Origin of the sequence: Oribacterium sp. C9 (assembly GCF_002007235.1) — a bacterium.
In the GTDB taxonomy this organism is placed as follows: domain Bacteria; phylum Bacillota; class Clostridia; order Lachnospirales; family Lachnospiraceae; genus Oribacterium.
The window spans coordinates 72,835-98,559 of record NZ_MUHW01000012.1; the positions used below are offsets into that span (position 1 = coordinate 72,835).

At 43.7% G+C, this 25,725-nt stretch carries 29 protein-coding genes and 1 pseudogene; 3 read left to right on the plus strand and 27 right to left on the minus strand.

Features of this window, described 5'->3' with window-relative positions:
• Positions 1-55 precede the first annotated feature (55 nt).
• From flhB to BXO88_RS09010, 23 genes are all read right to left on the minus strand, one after another.
• Complete coding sequence (gene flhB / locus BXO88_RS08900; RefSeq protein ID WP_078037392.1) at positions 56-1,129, minus strand: flagellar biosynthesis protein FlhB; 1,074 nt, start codon at positions 1,127-1,129, stop codon at positions 56-58.
• A 69-nt stretch (positions 1,130-1,198) separates the two neighbouring features.
• Positions 1,199-1,954 (minus strand): flagellar biosynthetic protein FliR, encoded by a 756-nt coding sequence (locus tag BXO88_RS08905; RefSeq protein WP_078037393.1) that lies wholly within the window; start codon positions 1,952-1,954, stop codon positions 1,199-1,201.
• A gap of 1 nt (position 1,955) precedes the next feature.
• The gene (locus BXO88_RS08910; RefSeq protein WP_078037394.1) at positions 1,956-2,222 is read right to left on the minus strand and encodes a flagellar biosynthetic protein FliQ; all 267 of its coding nucleotides are present in this window, start codon (positions 2,220-2,222) and stop codon (positions 1,956-1,958) included.
• Positions 2,223-2,293: 71 nt separating this feature from the next.
• The gene (fliP, locus tag BXO88_RS08915) at positions 2,294-2,950 is read right to left on the minus strand and encodes a flagellar type III secretion system pore protein FliP (protein WP_078037440.1); all 657 of its coding nucleotides are present in this window, start codon (positions 2,948-2,950) and stop codon (positions 2,294-2,296) included.
• Complete coding sequence (fliO, locus tag BXO88_RS08920; RefSeq protein ID WP_078037395.1) at positions 2,950-3,303, minus strand: flagellar biosynthetic protein FliO; 354 nt, start codon at positions 3,301-3,303, stop codon at positions 2,950-2,952. The genes fliP and fliO overlap by 1 nt, the downstream gene beginning before the upstream one ends.
• 4 nt (positions 3,304-3,307) lie before the next feature.
• Complete coding sequence (gene fliN, locus BXO88_RS08925) at positions 3,308-4,678, minus strand: flagellar motor switch protein FliN (protein ID WP_078037396.1); 1,371 nt, start codon at positions 4,676-4,678, stop codon at positions 3,308-3,310.
• A 29-nt stretch (positions 4,679-4,707) separates the two neighbouring features.
• Positions 4,708-5,160, minus strand: a complete 453-nt coding sequence (gene flgC, locus BXO88_RS08930; RefSeq protein WP_078037397.1) for a flagellar basal body rod protein FlgC — start codon at positions 5,158-5,160, stop codon at positions 4,708-4,710.
• Positions 5,161-5,252: 92 nt separating this feature from the next.
• On the minus strand, positions 5,253-5,621 hold the full coding sequence (locus BXO88_RS08935; RefSeq protein WP_044995439.1) for a response regulator: 369 nt from the start codon (positions 5,619-5,621) through the stop codon (positions 5,253-5,255).
• 62 nt (positions 5,622-5,683) lie between these two features.
• Entirely contained in the window at positions 5,684-6,802 is a 1,119-nt protein-coding gene (locus tag BXO88_RS08940) for a flagellar motor switch protein FliM (RefSeq protein ID WP_078037398.1), read from the minus strand.
• A gap of 45 nt (positions 6,803-6,847) precedes the next feature.
• Complete coding sequence (locus BXO88_RS08945; protein WP_078037399.1) at positions 6,848-7,909, minus strand: OmpA/MotB family protein; 1,062 nt, start codon at positions 7,907-7,909, stop codon at positions 6,848-6,850.
• A gap of 3 nt (positions 7,910-7,912) precedes the next feature.
• Positions 7,913-8,716, minus strand: a complete 804-nt coding sequence (locus tag BXO88_RS08950; RefSeq protein ID WP_078037400.1) for a motility protein A — start codon at positions 8,714-8,716, stop codon at positions 7,913-7,915.
• Positions 8,717-8,800: 84 nt separating this feature from the next.
• On the minus strand, positions 8,801-9,019 hold the full coding sequence (locus tag BXO88_RS08955; protein ID WP_078037401.1) for a flagellar FlbD family protein: 219 nt from the start codon (positions 9,017-9,019) through the stop codon (positions 8,801-8,803).
• Positions 9,020-9,112: 93 nt separating this feature from the next.
• A complete protein-coding gene (locus BXO88_RS08960; RefSeq protein ID WP_078037402.1) occupies positions 9,113-10,147 on the minus strand; it encodes a flagellar hook-basal body complex protein in 1,035 nt (344 codons plus the stop codon).
• A gap of 156 nt (positions 10,148-10,303) precedes the next feature.
• Positions 10,304-10,699, minus strand: coding sequence for a TIGR02530 family flagellar biosynthesis protein (locus BXO88_RS08965; protein ID WP_078037403.1), 396 nt, complete (start codon positions 10,697-10,699; stop codon positions 10,304-10,306).
• 56 nt (positions 10,700-10,755) lie between these two features.
• Positions 10,756-11,343 (minus strand): flagellar hook assembly protein FlgD, encoded by a 588-nt coding sequence (locus tag BXO88_RS08970; protein WP_078037404.1) that lies wholly within the window; start codon positions 11,341-11,343, stop codon positions 10,756-10,758.
• A 24-nt stretch (positions 11,344-11,367) separates the two neighbouring features.
• Positions 11,368-12,732 (minus strand): flagellar hook-length control protein FliK, encoded by a 1,365-nt coding sequence (locus BXO88_RS08975; RefSeq protein ID WP_078037405.1) that lies wholly within the window; start codon positions 12,730-12,732, stop codon positions 11,368-11,370.
• A gap of 78 nt (positions 12,733-12,810) precedes the next feature.
• A complete protein-coding gene (fliJ, locus tag BXO88_RS08980; RefSeq protein WP_078037406.1) occupies positions 12,811-13,263 on the minus strand; it encodes a flagellar export protein FliJ in 453 nt (150 codons plus the stop codon).
• Between the two features lie 96 nt (positions 13,264-13,359).
• Positions 13,360-14,664, minus strand: coding sequence for a FliI/YscN family ATPase (locus BXO88_RS08985; RefSeq protein WP_078037407.1), 1,305 nt, complete (start codon positions 14,662-14,664; stop codon positions 13,360-13,362).
• Positions 14,664-15,545 (minus strand): FliH/SctL family protein, encoded by an 882-nt coding sequence (locus tag BXO88_RS08990; RefSeq protein WP_078037408.1) that lies wholly within the window; start codon positions 15,543-15,545, stop codon positions 14,664-14,666. Before BXO88_RS08990 ends, BXO88_RS08985 begins: the two co-directional genes overlap by 1 nt.
• Positions 15,538-16,608 carry a flagellar motor switch protein FliG gene (gene fliG, locus BXO88_RS08995; RefSeq protein WP_078037409.1) on the minus strand — a complete coding sequence of 357 codons (1,071 nt, stop codon included), beginning with the start codon at positions 16,606-16,608 and terminating at the stop codon, positions 15,538-15,540. The genes BXO88_RS08990 and fliG overlap by 8 nt, the downstream gene beginning before the upstream one ends.
• Positions 16,580-18,250, minus strand: coding sequence for a flagellar basal-body MS-ring/collar protein FliF (fliF, locus tag BXO88_RS09000; RefSeq protein ID WP_139355556.1), 1,671 nt, complete (start codon positions 18,248-18,250; stop codon positions 16,580-16,582). Before fliF ends, fliG begins: the two co-directional genes overlap by 29 nt.
• Positions 18,251-18,308: 58 nt before the next feature.
• Entirely contained in the window at positions 18,309-18,626 is a 318-nt protein-coding gene (fliE, locus tag BXO88_RS09005) for a flagellar hook-basal body complex protein FliE (protein WP_078037410.1), read from the minus strand.
• 418 nt (positions 18,627-19,044) lie between these two features.
• The gene (locus BXO88_RS09010) at positions 19,045-20,730 is read right to left on the minus strand and encodes a methyl-accepting chemotaxis protein (RefSeq protein ID WP_049932361.1); all 1,686 of its coding nucleotides are present in this window, start codon (positions 20,728-20,730) and stop codon (positions 19,045-19,047) included.
• A gap of 266 nt (positions 20,731-20,996) precedes the next feature.
• Between BXO88_RS09010 and BXO88_RS09015 the strand changes: the two genes are divergently transcribed.
• On the plus strand, positions 20,997-22,160 hold the full coding sequence (locus BXO88_RS09015) for a glycosyltransferase family 4 protein (RefSeq protein WP_078037411.1): 1,164 nt from the start codon (positions 20,997-20,999) through the stop codon (positions 22,158-22,160).
• Positions 22,132-22,848 (plus strand): hypothetical protein, encoded by a 717-nt coding sequence (locus BXO88_RS09020; RefSeq protein WP_078037412.1) that lies wholly within the window; start codon positions 22,132-22,134, stop codon positions 22,846-22,848. The genes BXO88_RS09015 and BXO88_RS09020 overlap by 29 nt, the downstream gene beginning before the upstream one ends.
• A 21-nt stretch (positions 22,849-22,869) precedes the next feature.
• On the opposite strand, the pseudogene BXO88_RS17155 reads toward BXO88_RS09020, so the two are convergent.
• The 3 genes and pseudogenes from BXO88_RS17155 to BXO88_RS09035 all read right to left on the minus strand — a co-directional run.
• Positions 22,870-23,016: pseudogene (locus BXO88_RS17155) on the minus strand (ATPase); the annotation flags it as partial.
• Positions 23,017-23,103: 87 nt separating this feature from the next.
• Complete coding sequence (locus BXO88_RS09030) at positions 23,104-23,469, minus strand: hypothetical protein (protein WP_078037414.1); 366 nt, start codon at positions 23,467-23,469, stop codon at positions 23,104-23,106.
• Positions 23,451-24,704 (minus strand): helix-turn-helix domain-containing protein, encoded by a 1,254-nt coding sequence (locus tag BXO88_RS09035; RefSeq protein ID WP_078037415.1) that lies wholly within the window; start codon positions 24,702-24,704, stop codon positions 23,451-23,453. Before BXO88_RS09035 ends, BXO88_RS09030 begins: the two co-directional genes overlap by 19 nt.
• A 143-nt stretch (positions 24,705-24,847) precedes the next feature.
• On the opposite strand from BXO88_RS09035, the gene BXO88_RS17245 reads away from it, so the two are divergent.
• Entirely contained in the window at positions 24,848-25,012 is a 165-nt protein-coding gene (locus BXO88_RS17245) for a hypothetical protein (RefSeq protein ID WP_442944922.1), read from the plus strand.
• Positions 25,013-25,153: 141 nt separating this feature from the next.
• Here the strand turns inward: BXO88_RS17245 and BXO88_RS09040 are convergent, their stop codons facing one another.
• Positions 25,154-25,723 carry an SIS domain-containing protein gene (locus tag BXO88_RS09040; protein WP_078037416.1) on the minus strand — a complete coding sequence of 190 codons (570 nt, stop codon included), beginning with the start codon at positions 25,721-25,723 and terminating at the stop codon, positions 25,154-25,156.
• Positions 25,724-25,725: the final 2 nt, after the last annotated feature.

The following is a 25,725-nucleotide window of genomic DNA, read 5'->3' on the forward strand; positions in this document are numbered from 1 at the left end:
TACACGTATATGGCTAAGCTGCTTCACTCCGGCATTATTCTGAACTGATATCACTCTATGCCGGTAGCTCTCCTCCATTCTTCTGGCGATAGATAAATACCAGAAGTTCCGCTACAGCACTGTAATAGTCCACAGGTATCTCCTGCCCTATCTCACATGCTGCGTACAGGGCTCTAGCCAATGGCTTGTTCTCTATCCATGGAACATCATTCTTATCTCCGACATCTACTATCTTAAGTGCCATCAGATCAAGCCCCTTCGCTACAACATATGGTGCCCCATGCTTGTCCGGATCGTATTTAAGGGCTACCGCCACATGGGTAGGATTTCGGATTATGACATCAGCCCTTGGTACTTCCTGCATCATACGACGGTTGGTCATCTCTCTGTGCATCTGCTTCATCTTGTTCTTTATCTTCGGATCTCCTTCCAGCATCTTCATCTCATCTTTGACTTCCTGTTTCGTCATCATGAGATCCTTTTGGTACTTCCATCTCTGATACAGATAATCGAGAAATGCTATGACAGAAAATGCTATCACCACCCGGATGATGAGATCCCATATGAATCCCAGAAGCATGATAGTTGAGTTAAAAGGATGCATATTCAGAGTTCTCGCGATAGGCAGAAGCTTATCCTTTATAACGAAGATGAGCAGGATGATAAGCAGGCTTACCTTCAGTATATTCTTGATGACATCCACGACTTTACTCAGTGAAAAGAGTTTCTTAATCCCGGAAATAGGATTCAGTTTACTGAATTTGACCTTTGTGGCCTTTTTTGAATAGTTGAATCTGGTCTGAACCCCATGAGACAGTATCGCAAGTATTACTGCCACAAACAGTATAGGAAGAGAACATACCAGAGCGTAAATCATAAAACGATAGAAAAGCGTACCGTTTAGCGGATCATGTTCAGAGTGGGCTATACAATCCAGTACATACCTGAACATACTTATTATGTACTGATATATAGTCGGGATCATGATGCGTATCATCACGAAAACTCCAAGCAGCATAACTACTGTTGCCACATCCTTGCTCTGGCAGACATTACCTTCCTTTCTGGCTTCACTTATCTTATGCGAGGTAGGCTTCTCGGTTTTGTCAGCGCCTTCACTACTGGCCATACGTACTCTCCTCTCATTAAGTTTTAATTATAGCTGTATATCGTGTTTCAGTCTTTCCCGGTCCCTTATCTACCCGGCAAGTATAAAGGTTATCTCATCAAGATGAGGATACATATCCTCCAGTATGTTTATGATCATTTCTGACATAGGATTGTAAAGAACCAGCAGCATCACCATACCTGATATGAGCTTAAGCTGGAAATTCACCGAAAATATATTTAACTGAGGTATGACTCTCATGAGTATTCCGAGGCATATCTGAGTCAGAAGCTCGATAGCTATTATAGGAAAGCAGAACTCCAATCCCAGAATCATGCATTCATTAAACATCTCCAGCATATATGTAGCTATATTGATATTTAACTGTACCGTCCCAAATGGTATCAGCTTGATAGAATTAAAAATTATCTCAAAATATCTCAGATGACCGTTTGTGACAAAAAAGATCATGCACATGAAAAGCGCAAATCTGTTCGCGTTCGGAGTTACCTGCTGCTTTGAAGACGGATCATACATCTGTGCCATGTTGAGACCCATCATAAAATCAATGACGGTACCGCCTAAGCGAATTACCGCCAGTGTAAGCTCCACCCCGAATCCTATACATGCTCCGATTGCAAGTTCTTTTACCAGCATAAATCCATACTCAAGAAGAGTCTCAGGCTCAGCCATAAGCATGCCGTCAGTCCATATAAAAACCATGGCAGATATCATAAATATGAACATCCCCTTTATAGTCCGGGGAAATTCTGATCTGGATATTATCGTATTTAATTCCACCACTCCTGTTACACGCATAACGATGAAACTAAATAAAATGATCATTCTAGCCTCCGGATGCGATCAGATCAAATATCTGAACCGTGAAATCACATATCTTTACAAGTATGGTACTGCCTAAAAGCGCAAGCACAGTCAGTATGGACAAAAGCTTAGGAACAAACGTCAGTGTCTGCTCGTTGATCGAAGTAGCGGCACTAAAGATCGCAAGACAGATACCAACTATCATACTTATGAGAAGGAGCGGCAATGCTATCTCCAGAGCAAGCTGAAAGGTCTGTCTCAGCATATCGAGAGCAAGTTCAGTAGTCATATTTTCTCTCCTGTATCGATGGGCTCCTTCATCATCAGATTCCGGAGTCAGGTTACCGGGGTAGCTGTTTCTTATCTGAAACTGTTTATGATAGTGGAGAATAAAAGCTCCCATCCATTAACAGTTATAAAAAGAAGCAGCTTGAACGGCATCGATACCATAGTAGGCGGCAGCATGACCATACCCATGGCCATAAGTGTCGTAGAAACTACGATATCTATAAGAAGGAACGGTAGATAAAGCAAAAATCCTGCCGTAAAACCTCTTTTAAGTTCAGAGGTCATAAATGCAGGAGTTACCACCGTCAAAGGATAATCTCTTACGTCATCCTGAACAGCTATATCAGCCATATCCACGAATCTGTCCAGAGTCTCCTTCTCTGTATTACGGAGCATAAATTCCTTCGCAGGACCTGCCATCCTTTTGATACACTCTTCCTGACTTATACGTCCTGAACGATATGGCTGGTAAGCCACTTCGTTTATCTGTGCTATGGTAGGGCTCATGATAAATAATGTGAGAAATAAAGAAATACCTGCTATGACCATGTTTGGCGGTGAATTTTGTGTACCCATTGCGGTACGTGCAAAATGCAGGATGATGATCGTTCTGGTGAACGAAGTCATCATAATTACGATGGATGGCGCCAACGCCACCAACGTCAGCATGAAGATCAGATCAAGTGTCGGAACATTTCCGCCGTTTAAGCCAGTCAGTAAATCCCCTATCATTTACTGCTATCCTTTCCGTCTCTGAACTGCTTCCAATATCTGTTCAGATACTGAGAAAAATCGCCATGAACCGGAGCCTCGATACTCCTTTCCGGCGAGAAATCGCCATCGAGCTCTTTGAGGAAAGAAATCCCCTGAGAACTTGAGCTCATCAGATAGTATTTTTTTTCTATCCTTACGATCAGAAGCAGCCGATCCTGTCCAACTGCCAGCTGATCAATGACTTCCATATACTTCGCAGTACTGCTGCGATTCCAGGTCTTGCCCAGATACTTGCTGCAGGCGTAAGCCAGCAGCAGTATGAGAACAAATACCAGAAAACCGGATACAAGTGAAATCGTGCTATGCATAAGATCACAAACTTTCCGGATTTATTTCCTTATTGACGATCTCGGTGATACGAATACCGAAATTATCTTCAACTACAACTATATCTCCTCGGGCTATACACTCTCCGTTTACATAGAGATCCGCCTGCTCACCCGCCATCTTATCCAGAACTACCAGGGAACCCTGGGTAAACTCAAGAATATCCTTAACCAGCTTCTTGGTTCTTCCGATCTCAACCGAGATCTCCAGAGGAACCTTCATAAGCATTTCCTTGTTTTCATCCTGCTCTCCGGAATTCTCACTTTCACCGTATTCAGGCGAATTGAGCGAAGTAACCTTTACTCCCTGCCTGTTCTTTCCTGCTCTTCTGTCCTCTTCGATATCCTTGATAAGTTGCATCATCTGTGTCTGTGACTGCTGCATCTGGTTAAGCAGCTGCAGGGTCATAGGATCCGGAGCTCCGGGAGCTGCCTGAACATACTGAGGTGCCATAGCAGGTGCTGCCGCTGCAGGCATAGGTTGTGGTGCAGGTGCTGCGGGCACAGGTTGTGGTGCCGGCGCAGGTGCTGGAGTTGGTGGCGGTGGAGCTGCCGCTGCAGGGGCAGGTGCAGGCTCCGGAGCAGGTGCTGATGCCGCTGCTCCTCCATTGAGAAGAGCATCAACCGTAGCCTGATCTAGCGGTCCGCTTGATCCTGAAGCTGCAGGGGCAGGTGCAGGCTCCGGAGCAGGTGCTGCTTCAGCTGCAGGCTCTGCTTCTGGTGCCGCTCCATCATCTGCATCACCACTGAGCTCTATTCCGAACTGCTCTGCAAACGGAACAAGGAGTCTCCTCACAAGTGATACCGACATGATGTTCAGGAACTCACTCTCCAGCTGCTTATCCTCTATTTCCAGAGTAAAGCATACAACGACCCTGTCCTCATCTCCCTCAAAATACTTATCTTTGAATTCTTCTTCATTTGGAACTTCGAAAGAAACCGGAGTAGAGATATCTACCGTTACTCCCAGAAACTCAGAAAGAGCTGTGGCAGAAGATCCCATCATCTGGTTCATGACTTCTCTTATGGCAGATGCATTCATCTCATCCATAACGAAATCTTCTTCAGGAATATCCATACCCATCATCATGCTGACGATTATACGTACGTCATTCCTGCTGAACATCATGACATTTCTGCCATCCAGGCCCTTTACATATGAAATCTCTACACCGACCGCCGGTTCAAGTTCCTTGAACTCAAACTCTGAACGGTTCTGCACATGTACTACAGGTGTAGTTATGTTAACTTTCGTGCCGAGCATCGTAGACAATGCTGTTGCCGATGAGCCGAGGCTGATATTCATTATCTCGCCTATGGCGTCGATTTCCATGTTATTAAAGCGACCAGCACCCATTAGCTACTCTCCTTTACCCCTCATACTAGTTAAACTTTGATCTCAAGTGCCTTCTGTGCCATCGCCTTCATAGCATTAAGTGCAGTAACGTTCGCTTCATATGATCTGGTAGCGGACATACTGTCTACTGTTTCCTTCAGTACATCAACATTGGGCATTTCTACGTATCCGTCTGCATCCGCATCCGGATGTGACGGATTAAAAACTCGTTTCATCTCACGTGTATCTGCAACTATCTGTGACACGCGGACTCCCGATTTTGTGGCGGTATGAAAGCCTTTTCCCATCTGGGCATTTCTGAACGCCTCAGCGAAGGATCCCTCACCAAAACTTTCAAACACCACATCCTTACGTTGATACGGTCCACCTGCTTCGGTACGGGTCGTATCAACATTGGCAATATTCTCTGCAGCTATGTCCATCCGGATGCGCTGGGCGCTCATTCCGGATGCACATATATCAAAAGAGCTCAAATAAGACATCTTCATCCCTCTTTCTCTATACAACAGCTTTTCGGATACTGAAACAACAGCTCCGAAAGACCGGAGTCGCAGGAGAATGCTGTCCTTAACCTTTAAGAGCCGAGGATGTTCTTTACTGTAGAAGTGATTCTCTCAGCGTTAAACGGCTTAACAACGAAATCTCTCGCGCCGGACTTTATAGCATCAACTACCATTGATTCCTGTCCCATGGCTGTACACATAACGATCTTTGCATCAGGATGTGACTCCTTGATCTTCTTAAGTGCCTGCAGTCCGTCCATGTTAGGCATGGTGATATCCATGATAACCAGATCAGGATTTTCCTCATCAAACTTCTTTACTGCCTCTGCGCCATCCTGTGCCTCAACATATTCACAGTCAGCAAAGCCACCCTTTGTAAGTGAATTCTTAACCATCATGCGCATGAATGCAGCATCATCAACCAGCATAATCTTTGCCATACTTTTTTTCTCCTAGCTTTTAAAATAGTTTACATTTATATAATGAACTGTGTCATGAAGCCTTATCCGGTCTTCTGTTCCACAGATTCACCCAACAGTGCAGCGATTTCTTCCTCTTCAGTGTTCTTCTCTTTTCCCACAGCTTTGATCCTTTCATCGATCCTTACGGCTATGTTCTTCTTGTAGATGCCCATGGTTCCCATGAACCACGGCTGTCTGCCGACAAAGAGCTTGACCTGACTCTTGGAAGACTTGTTCATATCTATAACATCCCCCACCTGAAGGTGATATACATCACTGATATCCAGCCTGATGATACCAAGCTGTCCGGTGATAGGGAATCTGGTATCCTTGATGTGATTCAGGATCACATCAGAATTGTTCTCATATGAGAAACCTCTTGCTATGTGCTTACGGTTATCTATGATCTTGAATATATGTTCAAGAAGTGTTCCCGGTATGCACAGCCTTATCTTCTCGGCTGCAAGTCCCGAAACGTCAACGTTCAGAACTATGATGACAACCGTCTCATCGAGACCTATTTCCTGAGTCATGGACGGGTTCTCTTCAACTCTCTGCATCTTAAAATTGATGTTTATGTAGTTGGAGAAGCCATCATCCATGGAATGGATGATATAGTCCAGAACTCTTCGATAGAGCGCCATCTCGACATCTGTGTATCGATAGTTATCCTCAACACGGATGACTGAGTCTCCGCCTCCCAGCATATGGTTTATGAGGGTAATGATCAGTCCCGGTGTCGCGTAGATCATCATGGGGACGTTGCTCTTTCCCTTATCGCTGAAGTGCGTGTCAACTATGGACATACAGTCGTTCTCATGGAACATGTTAACGTACTCATAGTAGCGGCTCTCTCTAAGCTCGATAACCGTGATATCCGTCATTACACGGAACACACCGTTTACCTGTGACGTAAGGATACGCGCGTAGTTCTCATATATACTGCGCAGAAGCTTGATCTTCTCCTTCGTGAACTTACGAGGACTGTAGAAGTCATACTTGTTGTAGTTTTCTTCTTCCTTGACTTCCGGTTCTGCGGCAGCCTCTTTTTTAGCCTCTACCTTTTTTTCTTCTGCCGGTGCAGAACTTCCTCCTCCGCCACCGCCAGCCATGGATTTAAGTAGTTCGTCAATCTGACTTTGCGATAGTACGTCTGCCATATGTTAAACACCCCACTTCATACTCTGTTTAACAACCCTTCTTTACTATCCGGCAGGTTCCTGTCCGGACACAGCCTGATCGGCCTGTAAAGCTGCATCCAGTGAATTGATATCATCCACTGCATTGGCTGCATATTCCTGGTATTCAGCCTGCCCCGACACTCCTTCGGCGGATGAGCCGATATCCGACGCTTCATCCCCCACAGGGGTGATGACAGTCGTTTCTCCACTTGTATCAGCAGATAATCCCTCATCTGCCGTTGCGGCGCTTTCACCGGTCGTAATGATAGTGGTGTCAGCGTTCACACCTTCATTGAGTTCCTTGTAGTACTGATCCATATCCCTTACGGCTCCGTCCTTATCTATCATAAGGATCTCTACTCTTCGGTTGGCAGCACGCCCCTCGCTTGTGCTGTTATCCTCCAGAGGTCTGAACTGTCCGTAACCGATACTTACCAGCTTATCAGGATCCAAGAAGTTCTTGTTTTGTATATAGATAACAACCTCTGCCGCTCTCATGGAGCTTAGCATACGGTCGTTTCTCGCATTGTTGATACGTATAGGATCTGCCTGAGCGGTATGACCCATGACGTTAACCTGTGAGATCAGTTCATTGTCGTGCTTTATTACATCACAGAATATATCGAGAGTCTTTTGTCCCTGTTCTGTCAGGGCTGAACTGTCCCCCGCGAAGAAGGCTTTATCCTTGAATACTACGAAGGTATAGTCTTCTCCTCTTGTGACAGTAACACCTTCAACTCCAGCCTCATTCAGAGCTCTTGCGATCTGAAGGTATATCTGTGAAAGATCTGATTCCTCGATCAGGTTCTCCTCGATCTCGGGATTTCCTATGATACCCTCGGGCTGTACTCCGTCTTCAACCACCTGGCTGTTTACGAGAGCTGTGTCCTTGTTTGCTTCAGCGGCACGCTCACTAGGAGTTTTTCCATCGGGGTAGATACTTCTTACGAAGAGATCCCACTTGGCACTGTCTACACTGGACATGGAGTACAGAAGAACGAAAAAGCAGAGAAGCAAGGTTACGAGGTCACCATATGTGTCCATCCAGCTTCCGCCTTCGTCACCGCCTCCTCCTTTCTTTTTCATGGCTTACTTACCTCCTCCGTCTCCGGCCTTCTTGAGAAGCTTGGTCTGCTGACCACGCTGCAGTGATGCAAGAAGATGTTCTCTTATATATTTAGGGTTCTCACCTGCCTGAATGGAGATGACACCCTCGATAACTGTTGAACAGTATAGAACCTCTTCTCCTTCTCGTACTGCCAGCTTCTGTGCGATAGGGTGGAAAATAACATTTGCCAGGGCGGAACCATAGAATGTTGTGATCATGGCGACACCCATGTCCTGTCCGAGTGTACTGGCTCCTCCTGATCCGGAGAGATCCATACCTCTAAGCATGTTTACAAGTCCTACGAGAGTTCCGATCATACCGAAGGCAGGTGCCAGGGCCGAACCCTTTACATACATTCCTCTCGCCTCATCATGACGGGTCATCATATCTTCAACCTGACGTTCCAGGATAAACCTGACCTTGTCAGGGTCGTTTGCATCTACGATCATGAGAACCGCTGATTTAAAAAACGGTTCCTTTATCTCGCCAGCTTTTTCTTCCAGTGCCAGAAGTCCGCTCTGTCTGGCTATCATGGCGAGATCAACTAACTGATCAACTGTCTTTGGAACATCATATTTTTTTCCGCCTCTTAAGCAGGTACCTATGTGTTTCGGAATGTCTTTAAGCATTCTGAAGGGGTAACAAGCTATGAGACAGGCTATGGTACCGCCTACTACGATGACCAGCGAAGGAATATCTACGAAGTTTCCCAGCTTGTCCATTCCGATACCGTTGACGATCAGAGCTGCTGCTATGATCCAACCGATGATAATCGTTAAATCCATTACCTAAGCCTCCATATGATGGGACACCGGTCCCTTATCCCTGTGGACCGACACTGCTATATGGTCTCTGAGACCTTTGCCCCCTCACTCACATCCATCATCCGAAACTGCAACTTTTCCCGATAACAAAACATCGTGCAGAAATCTCTTTATCTGATCCTCTATATCCTCAAGTGTATTTTTGACTATATAGTAGTCTCCTGTAGTCAGCTTCACCTTGGTCTCAGGTATCTTCTCAACACTGAGGATCTGTAGATAACTCACGTATAAACATTCTCCGTTCAAACGGATGAGTTCAATCATAAATTTATATACCCTCTCATTTTATCGGCTATAGCGGCGCTAAGTATAACGCCGCTATCAAAATTTTCATGAAATTTAAGTGTTATTATAAGCTTATCTCTTCATATTTACAAGTTCCTGAAGTATTTCATCAGAAACAGTGATGATCTTCGAGTTGGCCTGGAAGCCTCTCTGGGTGGTGATCATGTCTGAAAATTCTTTCGCGAGGTCTGTGTTGGAGCCTTCTACATAACCTGCCATAAGGGTAGGTGTGGCGCCACCCGGCACTGTAGCTGTGACCAATCCTGTATTGTCACCGTCCTTTGCGTTAAAAGTATTATTTCCTGCTTTTGTGAGACCTTCCTGATTCTGGAAAGATGCGATCGCCAGTTTACCTATGATGATCGAAGTTTTCTGACCATCCTGTTCAATTACGCCCTTTATTGACCCATCATTTCCTATTTCTACACTTTTAAGCTGGATAGCCGTTCCTGTCCATGTAGGCTTAGTTAAATCAATAGTAGTGCTACCACTTGCAGGACCATCAGGTGCTCTCAACGCATGAAGTGTCTGTTCTGTACCAGCAGTAGTTTGCCCATAGTACTCTGGATCACTAAGTTTATCAGGTCTGAATCCGTACACAAAATTTCCGTTGCTGTCAACTATATATCCATTGGCATCAACATTGAACTGACCTACTCTCGTGTATGCAAGCTCTTTTTCCTTCAGATTTGTTGATGTTTTTTTTGCGTCTGAAGTATCAATCGTTATTCCTTTATCACCGGTAGTGTCAGTCTTCGTCTTAGCATCAAGATTCGTTGAACAAGTGATAAAAAATCCGGCTCCGTTTACACATGCGCTGAAACCACCGATATAGGTAGGTGTGGAAGAAGTGAAATCTGTGGCTATACTTCCTGTCAGTGAACCATAGCCGTACTGAGATGCATTTATTCCTCCAGAAGATTCTATACCGGCATCCACCTTACCGCCTGATGACGCAGCAGAAGTCTGATACATGGTATCCTTGAAGCTGAAGGTCTGAGCCTTGAAACCGAAGGTGTTGACGTTAGCGATGTTGTTACTGATTACATCCAGCTTATTCTGATGTGATCTCAAACCTGCTACGCCTGAATCCATTGCTCTTAACATATTCTATATCCTTTCTATCTTAGAAAAGCCCAAAGCTCCCCCAAAAAGGTATGATGCCCCCACATCCTTCGGGGCTTTTCCGATTTATGTGATAGAAAGTGCTGTTCCCGGCACGTCACTTCCGGACGTGTCCCAGGCATCCTGAAAAGGTCCTGCCTACATAAAAACCGCACTGTCTATATTTGTTAATGTCTTGTTCTTCATGTCATTTTCTGCCATGGTAGTCACCACGACGTTGTTTGGTACATTTACTATAAATATTCCCTGCCGGCCTATCACTGCCACGTCCCTGGCGCCTTTCTTCCTTGCCTCTTCCACTGCATGTTGGAGATCGTCCATGAGTCCCTCGCTCATTTCTATATTTCTCTCCTCCAGCCGCTTCGCTGCATGCTTGCTGAAGCTGAGTTCCTCTCTTACCTGCCGGTGAAGTTTGTATAACTCCTCTTGAAAGGAAGCGCCCTTATCATTAGATACTGTAGCCTTACTCGTCTTATCGACTAAGTTCTGATATTGCACGGACTGAATCTTTCTCGAATTAAGATCAAAATCCATTGCTGTTCCTTTCTGAATTCTCTATTCAATTTTAACTGTGTTTTACTATCTGTTCATCAGATAGTTCCCGGTCCTCCTCCTGAATTATCCGTACTTACAGGGCCACTAGATGTCTCAACTGCTACAGGTCCACTGCTCGAAGTGGTTGAAGCTGTGGAAGTAGTTGTTGAAGCTGCAGGTCCTGAACCGGAACCCTGGTTCCTGATGCTTACTATCTGTGAGATCTTGTAGTCTGTGGTGTCACCATGAAGTCTTAATATAGGTTCATCCTCTCCGAGATAGATCGCCTCTACTGTTCCTGTTTTCGTGGTCGCTGCCTGTCCGCTTCCTTCATCAGCTTCTATAACTACAGTGATCTCCTTGCCTATCATGCCTACACTGTAGCTCTGCTGTGCGAAGGCTATCTGACTCTCGATGGACTCTGTCATGGAGGTCAGTGACTGAACCATGGCCATCTGTGACATCTGTGCCAGCATCTCGCTGTTGTCCATAGGATTTGTATAATCCTGATTCGCGAGCTGTGCTGCCAGAAGCTTAAAATAACTTGTGATAGTCAGTGTGTTCTTTTCATTGGCCTCAGGTGTTGCTGTCTTCTGTACATAGGGATTGGAAGTGCTGCTTGATACACTAGATACGTCTGCCATATCCATCCTCCTTTCCTTTAGATCTTATACAAGACCCAGTCTCATCTGCTGTAAAAATGCTATGCTGTTCTCAGCGCTCTGCTGTTCCTGCTGCGCCTGCTGTCTCGCCTGCTGCTGTTCAGCATTTTCATTGGACTCTCTGCTGCTTGCCATATCCTGCTTTGCGCTGCTTTCCTGAGCATTCGGGATATAAACCTGTGTTTCCTGTCCTGTCTTCTGCTGGATAATGTTAGCCATGGCCGGTGCGCTCTGTGTAAGTATCTCTACTGTCTTCTGATTGGTAGCGCTGATGGAAACCTGTGCATGTCCTGTATCGTAGCTTACGTTGATGGTTATCTTTCCGAGATGCTCCGGGTCGAGCTCTATGGTGAGCTGTCCGTTCTGAGTCGGGAATCTGGATGAAAGAAGATTGGTGAGATCCGATGCAAGTGTAGTTTCTTCCGTCCTCATCATCATGGTCTCACTGGTAGCTTCAGTTGACTTGCTGCCCTGTGCCAGAGGATTTGTCTGGTTTGCAAAAGGTGTAGGCGTCGAAGCCTGAACCTCTGTAAAACCTGCCATAGGATCAGTTGTTGTGGTGGTAGTCGTCTTCTCGCTTTCCTCTGTCTTCTCTGTTTCTGTTCCTGTCTGTGACTTGTTTCCATCGTCACCCGGCGCTCTTCCGGTAGGACCGTGAGTATCCATAGAAGGTGCTCCTGATGGACTGTTAGAGCTCTGTGCGACTATCTTTCCCTGTCCTTCGAGGCTTTTCAGAACCTCCTCCGGATCATACTTGTTTGCCGGAGTGTTCTCCACCACCTTCTCCTGAGGCTTCTCAGGACCGTTCCTCGCCTCCATAAGAGCGGTTGCTGCTGCATCTGCTGATTCTTTTGTACTGTCACTGCTTCCTGCTGCCGGAACCAGATCTGTAGCTGAAACTGTCGTTGTACCGCTGGATGCTGTCACTTTAGGCGGTTCAGCCTGAGTGGAGATCTTCTCTGTTACGAGTTCAACACCGTTGCTTGCTGTTATACGGTCTGCCTGAAGATTACTCATGAGTAACAGAGCTGCCATCTCATCGGCATTACCTGTCTTTACCTCATCTGTGTCATCGAGTCCTGCCTCATCTCCCGGAGTACTGGGTGAAACCTTGTTCTGATCACTGTAGGGTGTCTTCGACTTATCCTTACTGTAATCAGCTTTCATGTTCCTTCCCGGACCATCCTGGGATGACACAGGTTGTTTTGCTGATTTGTCATTTCCTTTTACAGAATTGCTTCCCTGCAAAAGACTGGAAAACGGAACTCCTCCTGTTGAGCTTAGATCAGTATTCTGACCATAGCCGTAAGTCCCTGGACTCCACGGAACTGTTTTCACAGAACCTGAAAAGTAATTATTTACCGCTTCCAAATTGTTTCCTCCTTTCCTTGGTAGTTATATATGTAATCCATGCAAAGCATGAGGATCACCCTTATTTTTTGAATCCTGTCAGGCTGACCTGACTACCGAATTCTGCTGATTATTTACGAACTCATCGATAAAAGCTTCATTATCCTTTCGTTCCTGAGCCTTATAGATTTCCTGCTTCTTCTCTTTAAGTTTTTCAAACTTGTTCACGTCGATGTTTGCTGCGATGACTTCCTCTTTCTTTTTATCGGCATTAGCCTGCAAAATCTTAAGTGCTTCTTTTTCAAGTTCTACCTGTTTATCGAGATTATCTATCATGTTTGAGTACATCAAAAATTTTTCTATAGCCGCACCCTGCTGCTTTATTCCGTCAAACTCAACGTTTAAAGCATCTGCCTTGGCTCTGAGATTCGCTATCTGCTGCTTCTTTTCATCGACAAACTTCAATCTGATCGCATACTGTTCCTTCAGATCATCAAGCACGCTCTGCTTATACTCAAGTACAGACTGAAGATTATATTGGAATCTTTTCATCAGTTGCCACCTTTCTCCAGAAATGCCGGTAAAATTTAATTTGCATTGTCAGCTAACGCTGAACGCAACTTTCTATAAAAAACTGCCCACAGCTTCTTAACCAACAATGCTCTTAAGCTGTCCCAACACCTCGTCATAAGAAAATGCTTCCTTTGTTCCCTGGATCAAAAATTTATTTATATCCGGGTACTTACTGATTGCCTCATCCAAAGCCGCATTGGTACCTTTTTTATAAGCGCCTATAGAGATCAGGTCAGCATTCTTCTGGTACAGTCCCAGGAGATTTCGCATCTTGGATGCGTACTTGTTATGCTCCTGTGACACTATCTCAACCATGAGACGGCTGACGCTGGCGCCGATGTTTATGGCGGGATAATGATTCTCAGCAGCCAATGCTCTAGACAGAACTATATGTCCGTCCAGGATACCTCTTACGGTATCAGCTATCGGCTCGTTAGTATCATCCCCTTCCACAAGTACCGTATATACGCCGGTTATGGAACCCCTATTAAATTGTCCTGCTCTCTCGAGAAGTCTCGGAAACTCCGCATATATGGAAGGCGTATAGCCTCTTGCTATAGGAGGTTCTCCTGTAGCGAGCCCTATCTCACGCTGCGCCATGGCGTATCGTGTCAGGGAATCCATCATAAGCAGTACATCCATCCCCCTGTCGCGGAAATACTCCGCTATAGTTGTTGCAACTAAAGGACACTTTAGTCTCAGCATAGCCGGCTGATCCGAGGTAGCCACCACCAGAATGGATCTCTTCATCCCTTCCTCTCCGAGATCCTTCTGGGCGAATTCCAAAACCTCACGGCCTCTCTCTCCAACCAGAGCTATGACGTTTATATCTGTTTTGACATTTTTGGCTATCATACCCATGAGAGTTGACTTACCGACTCCGGAGCCTGCAAAAATGCCTATACGTTGTCCTTTACCTATCGTGTTAAGCCCATCGATTGCTTTGATGCCAAAATCCAGTCTTGAACGAATAGGAGGTCTGTCCAAAGGATTTGTGTAGGCGCTGTTAACTGTATATGTCGTTGCATTAACAGGAAACGGCTCGCCGCCATCCATTGGCTGGCCCAAAGCATTGATGATACGCCCTTTAAGGAAGTTTCCCACAGGCACCCGTAGTCTATGCTTAGTGTTCCTTACGAAACTTCCGGATGTGATACCCGGTGTAGCTTCATAGGTCATAAGCTGTATCTTATCTCCCTTAAATCCGACCACCTCTGCCGGAATGCTCTTATTCAGTTCATCGTTATGGATCATGCAGATATCACCGATACTCGCCTTATCGCCGGACGCCTCTATGGCCATACCTACGATATTTTCGATTTTACCTACACGTCCGACTGTTTCTGACTTCCTGATAATTTCGGGAAGCTTTTCAAACATTACTCTATACCCTCTTCTATATCTTCACCCAGACTGACACCATTGAGGTTCTCTCTTATGTTGTCTATCTGAGAGTCGACACCGATGTCTATCATCTCACTTGGTGTCTCTATGACTGCATACCCGACCTTCTCTTTATCCTGAACAACGAATTTAACGTTGTCAGAGATTCTGGCAAGATCCGCAGCCACGTCCTCATCCACGGAGATAAGCTGTTCGTAGTCAAACTTATCTATATAGATCTTGATCCACTCAGTACGCTTCATCTTTTCAACTTCTGCGATGATCATACGCTTGATGATCTCTCCCGAGGTCTCGAGACTTATATGAATGACTTTTTCAGCTACAGCTATGGCCACATTCTTCAACTCATCCAAATATCTGTGGAAACTTTCATCCCTTTCCTCTCCTATCTGGATGATAGAATGAGCCACTGCTGTCTGATACTTTTCTACTGTCTGTTTAAATTCTGCTTCTGCCTGCTGTCTGGCTGCCTCACGTCCGTCCTGCATTCCCTCCTGATGACCGCTGTTATATCCTTCTTCGTAGGCATCCGTTTTTATCTGTTCCGCCTCCATCTTTGCGATGTTGATGATCTTTTCAGCTCTGTCTGCTGCATCTCTCAGCATCTTTCTCTGCATGATGGAGATCTCTTCGTCTGATTTGACATCTCCGTTCTGAAACAGCTGATCCGGTCTCTGCAGGGGCATGTCCCTGTAATCCTGAAAAGTTGCCTCTCTTTCCGGTTTTGTTTCCTGAGCATCGACCTCCTCCTGGATATCTTCGCCCTTTTTAAATATCTCCACTGTGGAGGTAAACTGCTGGATACTTGCATTGTGTCCACCTTTGATGATGGAACGAGAAGATTTACCCTTATACAATGATTGTATCTTCTCCACCTCCCTTATTGATTACAAGCTCGCCCTGCTCTTCCAGCTTACGGATGAGGTTAACGATACGTGACTGAGCTTCCTCGACATCCTTGAGACGAACATTGCTGGTTGTTTCCATGTCTCCCTTAACAGTCTCAGCCTGACGCTTGGACATATTGCCAAAGAAGATATCCTTCATCTCGTCGCTTGCTGTCTTCATAGCAAATACGATATCCTTGGTATCGCAATCTCGTATAAATCTCTGAACAGAACGGTTGTCCATGGTGAGGATGTCTTCGAATACGAACATCTTGTCTCGGATATCCTTTGAAAGTGTAGGATTCGATACATCCAACTCGTCGAAGATTTTCTTCTCGGAGCTTCTGTCGATGTGGTTCATAACGTCAGCCACATAATCGATACCACCGAGATTCATATTGTCCTCACTGGTGATGATGGAGCTGAACTTACGCTTCATCTCATTCTCTATGATCTGTATGGCATCCGGAGATACTCTGTCCATGTTTGCCATAGCTGTAACTGTCGGGATACGTTTTTCCTCAGGCAGGTTCTCGAGAACCTTAGCTGACTGCTCTGCTTCCATGTATGACATGATAAGCGCGATGACCTGCGGTCTCTCTGTACCGAGCAGTGACAGGAGTGCCTTCGGATCTCCCTTTGCAAAGAAGTTGAAAGGCTTGGATGCAAGGGTCTTTGAAACCTTGTCCAAAAGATTCTTCGCTGTGGACTCGCCAAATGCCTTCTCAAGTACGGATTTAGCGTAGTCAATACCACCGTCTGTCATCATCTTATGAGTCAGGCAAAGCTTGTAAAACTCATCCAGAGTGTCTTCCACTTCCTGATTGGTTGTCTTTCCAACCCTTGCCACCTCATAAGTCAGTTCTTCTATATCTGTTTCATTTAAATACTTATATAACTGTGAAGCTCTGTCAGCTCCCATGGAAACAACCACGAGAGCGGCCTTCTGCTTCTGTGTCAGCTTACGCTTGGAACCCTCTTCTCTGGGACTGCTCTCTGCTGCGCTACCTTCTTGAACGGTCTCTTCTGCCATTGTTTCTAGCCTCCTCATCTTCTTCACGCAGCCATCCCTGAATGAGCTTTGCAACTACCTGAGGATTGTTGTCTACAAACTCTCCGATGTTCTGCTTCAGGCGCATGCCATGCTGCATTGATGCATTTGTATCTTCTTCTGCTCCGAGTTCCATCTCTTCTTCGCGCTGTCTCTTCTGCGCTGCTGTTTCCTCTGCAGCTGCAGCCGCCGCTGCCTCTGCTTCCGCCGCTGCTGCCTCTTCCGCTGCCTTCTGTGCTGCGAGTCTCTTCTTCTTTTTCTTCCTGAGCAGTACAAGTATAAGTATGAGTAGAAGAAGTACTGAAGCCGCGATAGCGATGATAAGTGTAACTAGAGGAACCTGCTGTTCAGTTTCAACCTCAGTCTCTGCCTCTGCCGGTGCTTCCTCTTCTGCCGGTGTTGAACGGATGATAGTTATCTTTTCAGCTGCATCAGTTCTTCCGATTCCGCCTGCGTCTGCAACAAGATTTACGAGATCCTGCTGCTGTACGGATCTGTCATCAGTCATGATAACGACTGCTACAGTCGCATCCTTAAGTACGCCTGGAGAGATCTCCTTCTGTTCCTTAAGTACGTTGTACAACCAGTCTCTGGAGTAAGCATTGGCTGCATAAGTATTGGCGCCGTTAGCTCCGTTCTGGTTCGTATATCTCGGGGTATCGGCATTGGCATCTGTTCCCACAACTCCTGCTGCACCATCGTTAGCGGAACCGCTGTTCTCGCTGTTATAGTCCTCGTGATTCAGAAGTCCGGAACGCTCCGTTTCCTCCACCTTGTCGGGAACGGTATACTGTGTGTTCTCGGATATGAGCTTGGTCATATCCAGAGTTCCCTTTACAGATACCGCTATGTTCTCTGCCCCGTAAAGCTTCGCAAGTACACGCTTAATGTTTTGAGCGATGCTGTTCTCGATCTGGGCTGTCAGATCCTGAATGACCTTACTGGTCTCTCCACTGCCGGTGCCTCCACCGACCTCCTCCATGGTGTTGGCATCAAATACTGAGACATTGGTAAAATTAACACCCTTAACCGATCTCGAAATGAGATTTCTGATGGCATCGGCGTTGGTCTCAGTGAGCTTAGCCCCGTCCTTCATGGTGACTACCGCTGAAGCTGATGCATCGATAGTCTTTGTGGTACTGAGGGCAAACTTCTCGTTTGATCCCTTGGCGATGGTTACCTTCGCATCCTGTACGCCGTCAAATATACGTATGGTTGCTCCCAGACGATCCTGCAGATCGTAGAGTGTATACAGCTCTTTGTCAGACTCTGTGGTCATTAGACCTGCATTACTTATGTACATGTCATAAGTAAAACCACTCTTCGGGTAGCCCTTGCTGAGAAGCGATACTCTCGTAGACTCTACCTTGTCCTCAGGTACACGGATGGCACCGTCGTTGGCGTTGTATGTGTAGACTATCCCCTGATCCTGCAAAAGATTAGCCACCTGAGATGCTTCTTCAGTACTTAAGCCGGTGAACAATGTACTATATTTAGTTTGACTTAACAGATTTAAGTATATGATTGCAGCTGCAGCGACAATTACCGTTGCAGCAACGATGCCCATGATCGTGATACGATTCTTTTTAGGCATCTTTCCCCATGATTCTTTAAAGTTATCCAAAGTTCACTCCACTCTGAAACACATCCCCAATTGCTGCTTCTCCAGATCTGCTAAAAAATCAGCCGCCCATCTTGATCAGTTCTGTATAAGCAGACAAAGCCTTGTTTCTTAATGTGATCATCATATTAAGACTGATGGCAGCCTTTGACTCTGCGATAGGAAGAGAATGTGCATCTTCCAGCTGTCCTGTAGCCAGAAGGTACTGCTTGTTCTCAACATCCGCCTGGGTGATCTTAACGTTGTTGACTGCATTGTCAAATATATCCTTGAACAACAATGCGCCCTGAGACTCCTGTGGTCTCTCGTTTCTCTGTGTTCCCAGATCTCCCATAGTCCATGGTTTCATAGGTGTGATAAATTGATTGTTAATTTCCATGATGCAGGCCCTCTATCCTCTTAAAAATTATCCAATAAACCTAATTTTTAAATACAACAAATAATGCGCTAAATTTTATAAATAGCGATCAGTAACGTTTGCCCTTCCCTGGAAACTAACTTTTCATGGAGTACTCTGCGGTCCCTCAGGCTGAAGGCCTATGACTCGGTACCGCTCCTCTCTTTATATGATCTCAACCACTTCCCTGTGGATGACTGTTTATGATCGTTACTAATTCCATGATATAAATATCGACAGAAATTAGTATTATATTAGCGGGTATTCTTAAAAGTAGTTTTGCTGCTTCATACCTTCAGATCCCGCCTTCTTTCAATACTGTTTATTTATTTGATGCCCTATGTCTTCTTATATCACCTCAGCACCGGCTTAACTGATGCTGAGGTGATGCATTTTATACTTAGTATATGATCTTGTCAACCATGCCCTTAAGAACACTTGCGTTCTCATTGAGCTCGCTGCTGGAGTTGGAGCTCTGCTCTGCCGTTGCGCTGTTCTGCTGAACGACTTCAGCTATCTGTTCAAGACCTGTAGTGATTTCGGAGATAGACTGTGACTCTTCCTGCATCTCTGCCGCAATTGTTGCCACCAGATCCTTGGACTTAACCGAGTCATCCTTAACCACATTTAGTTCTGCTGCTGCAGCTCCGATCATCTTTGAACCGTTCCGAACTGCCGCTATGGTTGACTCGATCAGTGTGGATGTTTCAGAAGCAGCTGCCGCTGACTTACCGGCAAGATTTCTAACCTCATCTGCAACTACCGCAAATCCCTTACCTGCTGATCCTGCACGAGCTGCCTCTACTGCAGCGTTGAGAGCGAGGATATTGGTCTGGAATGCGATATCATCGATTGCCTTGATGATGTTCTCGATCTGATTCGACTTGCTTTCGATCTCATCCATAGCTTCCTGAACCTTACTCATCTGCTCATTCTGGATGGTGATCTTGTCTGCTACGCCTGCTGAGAACTCTTCTACGTCTCTTGCTGACTTGGCACTGTTCTTTACCTTATCGTTAAGGACATTGACAGTTGCGGAAAGCTCTTCAAGTGTTGAAGCCTGCTCTGTTGCTCCCTGACTGAGAGCCATGGAACCGTTGGCGATCTTCTCTGATCCGTTCTTGACCTGTGTTGCAACATCGTTCATGTTGGAAAACATATCTGATAGGTTCTCTGAGATCTTTTCAAATCCCACTTTAATAGGAATTGTATCCTGAACATATATCTCCGGATGCTCCAGCTTTACCGCAAAGTTTCCTTCACTCATGGATGTAAGCATTGAGCTGACATCCTCTACAAGTGTGCGAAGATTTAAAGTCATGCCTGACATATTTCTGACCATGTTTCCAAGCTCATCCTGTGAAAGCTTATCTACATCTATATCTACCTGGAAGTCTCCGTTGGCCATCTTGTCCATGGTACCATTTGCGATATCAACAGTACTAACGATACTATTTGCAAGGAACAGGAAGATAAAGATCACACAGACGATAACTGCTGCAGCCAGTGCTACCAGAACAACCGTCACTTTCATCTTAAATGAATCAGCTTCCGCAATGAGATCTGCAGCCTGCTGATCGGAAAGCTTTCCAACCGCACCGAGAGCTGATACGAATTCCTCTGATGTTGTAACATTGAAACCACTCTTATATAGCTCCTTGGCACCTTCCTTATCGCCACTGTCCATCATATCCAGAAGCTTGTACGAATCTGTCTTCAGGGCGTTAAACTTCTCCTGAAGTGTCTTAATCAGCGCATCATCACCGAGAGTTTTGCTGATGGAGTCGATATCTCCCTGCATATCTCCGAAACGCTCATCAAAATCCGCCCTCTGATCTGCAACAGGATTTCCATCCGGATCCAGCATCGTCAGAAGGATACGCTTATTGATGGTCTGTATATCCTTACGCATATTCATCTGCGCTTTCGTGTTTGAATACTGCACAGTAGAAAAACTTTCCATCATACTGCTCATCCTGAGGAATGCGAAAAACGACATACCTACAAGGATGGTTATAGCCAGTGCGATGACTACTACAGTAGTAGTGAACTTGGTTCTGATCTTCATGTTCTTAAAACCTTGCATAGTGCTGCCCCCTTTAAACAGGCTGAAATAATCTCAACGGTATCCGGAATTCTCCTGGGACCCAAAACTTAAATATTGTCTTTTGATATGGAATCTTCATATCTATATTTACTTATTCGTCATGAAATAGCGGTTCTATTAGCTAAAACTTTATATTTTTTGTGTCATAGTTTAGACAGGTTTATATTCACCCTGGCAATTGCCGATACACAAAGAAGGACGTACTCGTTATTTTGTTTAAAACCATTTGGTGGGAGGCTGACGTTTTGGAAAAATTAAAGATCAGTGTGATTGCGCCATTTAACAGACCCTGGTCCGATGTTGAACTTGTCAAAGAATGTATAGTACTGCCATTTCTTCTATATAAAAATCATGATTGTGACGTCACTATAGTTGGCGCTTCACCTGAAGGTGTGCCTTCCGGATACTATGATGCTGAAGACGATCGAATTCTCTCCGATGGTTATTATAAAAATTATAAATATATATCGGGTTTGAAATTCAAATTATTTGACACCTGGGATTATGAGGCGAGAGAGAATTATATTTATCAAAACATACATGATATAGATATTCTGTATTTACGGGGACCGTACAAACTTAATCTTCACATGGCTCCGCTTTTTAAGCAACTGAAGCCTGAAGGAACGGTAATATGCGCATTAGATGCCAACAGCAGTTGGATGGACAAAATCTACTGGTATCTTCCCGAATATATGAATTTTCTGAATTCCTGCGATATCATCACAACTTCCTGTACTGCCATGGCGAATTTTCTGTCTATCAAGTGGCCGTGGCATGTTCATAGTATCATTAATGGATTTTATGATCTCTCTATAGACCATAAACAAAAAGTCAGATTTACCGATAGAGAAAATATTATTTTGACTGTTGGCCGCTTAGGGACCAGACAAAAGTGCAATGATGTGCTCCTGGAAGCCTTTGCTCAAGCAGCAGCTTCTATCCCTGATTGGAAGTTGTACCTGGTAGGAAGTATAGATGATCAGTTCATTCCATATTTAGATGAATACTTAGAACGAAATAAAGCCATATCCGACAGAATCATTTTCACAGGCTCTATCTCAGACAGAGATGAACTTGCGGACTTTTATGACAGAGCAAAGATATATGCATTAACATCAGAACTTGAAGGCGGAACTAACAATGCTACTGCAGAAGCTTTGGGTAGGGGACTCATTCCGATTACCTCCAGGATAGATGCTTATGAAGACATCACTGATCATGAAAGAATAGGCTGTAGTTTTGAAATCGGTGATATAGATGCGCTTGCCGGGATACTGATCAGTTTGTGTAACTCTGAAGATCTGGATAGTAAATCTGAACAAGTGTACGAATACGCTGATAAAGAATATAACATGGAAAAGATAACAGGAAGGTTATATGAGCTCATTAAAAGAAATAAACCATAAAGTATGCATCGATGACGAAATCTTAATTGATTTTCAAAAACCAATATTAAATCACAGCAGGTTGCCCCTCTATCAAAGTGGATTTGATTTAAAATCACTTTTTGGTACATTAACTGCTCTTATCCACGACAGTGAATACATGGATAAATTCGGTGATCAGCATATATATAAGCAGTATTATATACTGATATATTTTCTTTTTTCCAAATATATGATCCGTATTCCCGGAACTCGGGCTACAAGGACTGTTGAACTCGGAGCAGATAACTGTATTTTAAGTTATGATCTGTGTTCTTTATTAGAGGCTTTTCATACAGAGAATGAGTATTATCTTGTTACAGACGCGAAAGTCTCTAACCATATTACTCTATTGAAAAATTTAATCAATGCAGAAAAAGCATTGAAAAATCTCAATTTAGTTAATAGCGATTATGATGAACTAAATCTTCCTTCCAAAAGCTTTGATTTTGTAATATTAAACGGAAGTACCATGTCAGACAGCCCGGACTCTATGGTCCCCGCTGCTATTAATTTGGTAAAAGATCATGGCATCATCTTAGTTTTCAATCAGTTTTACAACACTGTTTTTGATGATGTATATGCGTTTAAATGCGATAAAACCATACATAGGTTTCGATCTTATATGTTAGATGATGAAGTGGCAGAAGTAATAGTGATAGAAACCTGACCTGTCAAGCTTTTCTGGCACAAACTGTTCATCTATAGCTGGCAGATAAACGGTGTCATCCGTTGCCCATAGGAATTCCTCATAATCCATAGGGTACATATTCAGCTTACGCTCTTCGCTGGGTATCACTATATCCCTGACATTCTTTTTTATGAAAATCAGGGAACCAGGAAGCAAAGTTCACAATTATATTTCTTCATGGTATCTGCCTATTCCCTTTCACGGACAGTAATGACATCAATATAATAAAATAAATCACATATCTGCAATATCTCGAAAACACTTTGCACCATAGTCTTCAAATTTCACCCAGTAATTATCCAGATGATTATTCCCATTATTTTTCTTTATATATAAATCAAAATCCATATTCTCCATGCCCAAAGCACGGAGATGCTCATGATAAAACATACATCCTTCTCTCATAGTACGACGCCGAAAAAATTGATTTATACTTCCATATGTCACGCCCAACCTTGCCAATTCATAAGGATACAGCTTTTTTTCACTTAAATCCTCAGCTTTTATCAAATCACGATCTTTTATTTCAAAATCCAAAATAGGGGTATCCAAATAATACAGGACACCCTTCAGGGAATTGATCAGTCTAACTTCTGCCATAATTCCTGCATCCTCCTTTCATATTCTTTTGCATATTCCGTGCGTAAAATATCAGGATATTCAATTTGGTCCACATCTTTGTACACTGACTTTAAGTGAAACTCTTCATTCAATATTTTAAGCATATCAAAAGGATCTTCTCCATAGGGGCTGACATACACAACATTCATCGCCTCATCAAAGGATTCATACCTATCCCTGTAATAATCGTTTTCAAATAATCCCATTCCATTATCAAAAACTAGCGGGATGTAAAACTTATCCTGAAGTGCATGATAAAATAATCCGAAATTTCTTGTATGTCTGTCCACATTTCCAACAAGACAATCTAATACAGCTAAATCCATCATATATCTCAGAGTATGCTCATATTCAATATCACCAATCTCTGATAATTGTTGTGCACACCACCTAAGCTTATCTATAGTTTTTAATTTCAGGAAACTGCTGTCCTTTGTAGATAGACCTTTATCTGATAGTAATGATTCAAACGACAAAAAACTATATCCATCTAATTCAAAATTCTTTGAAAAAACTGCATCATATATTTTCTTTCCAAAAACACATTTACAATGATGCTGTTCAACACAAGGTATCCTGAGTTGCCGTGCTACATCTGCAGCAATTACTTCCACTGCCCAGTCTCTCATCAAGACTCCGGAAATCGATGCCTGAGATTTGACAAAGTACTTTCGATTTTTAGAAAGAGCCTTTAATTGAAAACCATCCGTATCAGTACGAGCAAACAAGATATCTTTCTTTTGAAACTCAAATACAGGAAGCTCATCCGTTTCTACACCTTTCAATTCAAACTGATCCACTTCATCCAGTCGAAAGGAATTTTGTACGTCTGTTATAAAAAAGGTTCCCGGTTCTGTCACACCCGCATTTTTCAGATATTCTCTTTCCGCAAGTTCACAAAAATCACTCCATGATGGATCTGATTTAAAGCCAAATGGAAGCTTCGATAACTCCACAGCATAATTCAAAACACGAATATACTGTTTTCCAAAATCAGCATCTATTTCTGCCACATGCTTTCCGTCAATCACATAGTCAATCTTTACAGACCGTTTCTTACTCTGATGTATCCTCTTATACAGAGCCTGTCTGGAAACACCATATTCTTTTGCAATAACGGAAATACTTTCACCGGCATGATATCTTTCTTTTATAGCTTGTATCACATCATCTGACAATATCGGTTTTCTTCCTGCATTTCTTTCGTTAGACATAAAAAAGCCTCCATAAATGCATTATGAAGGCAACGGAAATGCTTGTCAACTTTTATTTAGTTTACATCATCTATCTCAATGTTTTTTTTACATATGGACACTGAAAGAATAACGGAAGACCGGATTGCACAGCTGATTCAAAAATTGCGTCTGATATGATTCATTATGATTGCCACCTGTTGTATTTTTATATTTACGACAAAGTCGGTATTATTCGAAATCCAATCAGCTTCAAGAAAACCTATGAGAATAAGACTATTGACAACAAATCTGTGAAGGTTTTCATTTATACACACACGGATATTTAGTTGCAATCTTCAATACAGTTTAAAACGCGTAACAGCTCTGCCGACCCGAGGCAGTAATACTTTTTGATTCCGCTTTCAAAAATCGCCGAGTATAATTTTCGGAGAGTTTAGGATACAATAACGCTTATTGAATCTCAAAAATTAGCACCCCTTCATTCCAGAGAGCACAAACATCATTACATGGTCCATTGCCATATGTACATCCTCAACTATCTGCATATTATTAATCTTCACGTGTATACAATAATCAACTAGTTCTTTTATCCTTCCCCCATCATATCCGACCAAACCGACAGTCTTTGCCCCTATGCTCTTCGCATACTCAACAGCCTTAACTACATTCTTAGAATTACCACTCCCTGAAATTGCAAGGAGCACATCTTCTTTTTGCATCTTATTTTTCAGTGGTTCTGAAAAAATATCCTCATAGCTTATATCATTAGCTATAGCCATCATCATAGGAATGTTATCATTAAGACACTCAAAATTATACTTTACCTCTTGACTGTAGCTGATTCCTTTATTGAAGTCGCAACAAAAATGAGAAGCCGTTGCAGCACTGCCACCGTTTCCGCAGATAAACACACGTTTACCATTCAATCTGGTATTTTCAAGAACATTCATTACATCGCTTATTTCTTTTTCATCCAGGCCTTCAAGTACCTTTCTTTCCTCCTCTAGATACCATCTAATGTCCTTACTGTAATCCATAG

What these genes read in the sequence shown, in the direction of transcription:
- BXO88_RS08950 (WP_078037400.1), bottom strand. Translation starts at nt 8,716, where the DNA reads ATGGATTTAACGATTATCATCGGTTGGATCATAGCAGCAGCTCTGATC.
- fliN (WP_078037396.1), bottom strand. Translation starts at nt 4,678, where the DNA reads ATGGGTGCTGGTCGCTTTAATAACATGGAAATCGACGCCATAGGCGAG.
- BXO88_RS08945 (WP_078037399.1), bottom strand. Translation starts at nt 7,909, where the DNA reads ATGAAAAAGAAAGGAGGAGGCGGTGACGAAGGCGGAAGCTGGATGGAC.
- fliG (WP_078037409.1), bottom strand. Translation starts at nt 16,608, where the DNA reads ATGGCAGAAGAGACCGTTCAAGAAGGTAGCGCAGCAGAGAGCAGTCCC.
- BXO88_RS09010 (WP_049932361.1), bottom strand. Translation starts at nt 20,730, where the DNA reads ATGCAAGGTTTTAAGAACATGAAGATCAGAACCAAGTTCACTACTACT.
- BXO88_RS09030 (WP_078037414.1), bottom strand. Translation starts at nt 23,469, where the DNA reads ATGGCAGAAGTTAGACTGATCAATTCCCTGAAGGGTGTCCTGTATTAT.
- flhB (WP_078037392.1), bottom strand. Translation starts at nt 1,129, where the DNA reads ATGGCCAGTAGTGAAGGCGCTGACAAAACCGAGAAGCCTACCTCGCAT.
- BXO88_RS08955 (WP_078037401.1), bottom strand. Translation starts at nt 9,019, where the DNA reads ATGATTGAACTCATCCGTTTGAACGGAGAATGTTTATACGTGAGTTAT.
- flgC (WP_078037397.1), bottom strand. Translation starts at nt 5,160, where the DNA reads ATGTCTTATTTGAGCTCTTTTGATATATGTGCATCCGGAATGAGCGCC.
- fliE (WP_078037410.1), bottom strand. Translation starts at nt 18,626, where the DNA reads ATGGAAATTAACAATCAATTTATCACACCTATGAAACCATGGACTATG.
- BXO88_RS08970 (WP_078037404.1), bottom strand. Translation starts at nt 11,343, where the DNA reads ATGGCAGACGTATCTAGTGTATCAAGCAGCACTTCCAATCCCTATGTA.
- BXO88_RS08910 (WP_078037394.1), bottom strand. Translation starts at nt 2,222, where the DNA reads ATGACTACTGAACTTGCTCTCGATATGCTGAGACAGACCTTTCAGCTT.
- fliO (WP_078037395.1), bottom strand. Translation starts at nt 3,303, where the DNA reads ATGCATAGCACGATTTCACTTGTATCCGGTTTTCTGGTATTTGTTCTC.
- BXO88_RS08965 (WP_078037403.1), bottom strand. Translation starts at nt 10,699, where the DNA reads ATGGATTTTGATCTTAATTCGAGAAAGATTCAGTCCGTGCAATATCAG.
- BXO88_RS09035 (WP_078037415.1), bottom strand. Translation starts at nt 24,704, where the DNA reads ATGTCTAACGAAAGAAATGCAGGAAGAAAACCGATATTGTCAGATGAT.
- fliJ (WP_078037406.1), bottom strand. Translation starts at nt 13,263, where the DNA reads ATGAAAAGATTCCAATATAATCTTCAGTCTGTACTTGAGTATAAGCAG.
- BXO88_RS09040 (WP_078037416.1), bottom strand. Translation starts at nt 25,723, where the DNA reads ATGGATTACAGTAAGGACATTAGATGGTATCTAGAGGAGGAAAGAAAG.
- BXO88_RS08985 (WP_078037407.1), bottom strand. Translation starts at nt 14,664, where the DNA reads ATGTTTGAAAAGCTTCCCGAAATTATCAGGAAGTCAGAAACAGTCGGA.
- BXO88_RS08905 (WP_078037393.1), bottom strand. Translation starts at nt 1,954, where the DNA reads ATGATCATTTTATTTAGTTTCATCGTTATGCGTGTAACAGGAGTGGTG.
- BXO88_RS09020 (WP_078037412.1), top strand. Translation starts at nt 22,132, where the DNA reads ATGAGCTCATTAAAAGAAATAAACCATAAAGTATGCATCGATGACGAA.
- BXO88_RS08935 (WP_044995439.1), bottom strand. Translation starts at nt 5,621, where the DNA reads ATGGCAAAGATTATGCTGGTTGATGATGCTGCATTCATGCGCATGATG.
- BXO88_RS08940 (WP_078037398.1), bottom strand. Translation starts at nt 6,802, where the DNA reads ATGGCAGACGTACTATCGCAAAGTCAGATTGACGAACTACTTAAATCC.
- BXO88_RS08960 (WP_078037402.1), bottom strand. Translation starts at nt 10,147, where the DNA reads ATGTTAAGAGCAATGGATTCAGGCGTAGCAGGTTTGAGATCACATCAG.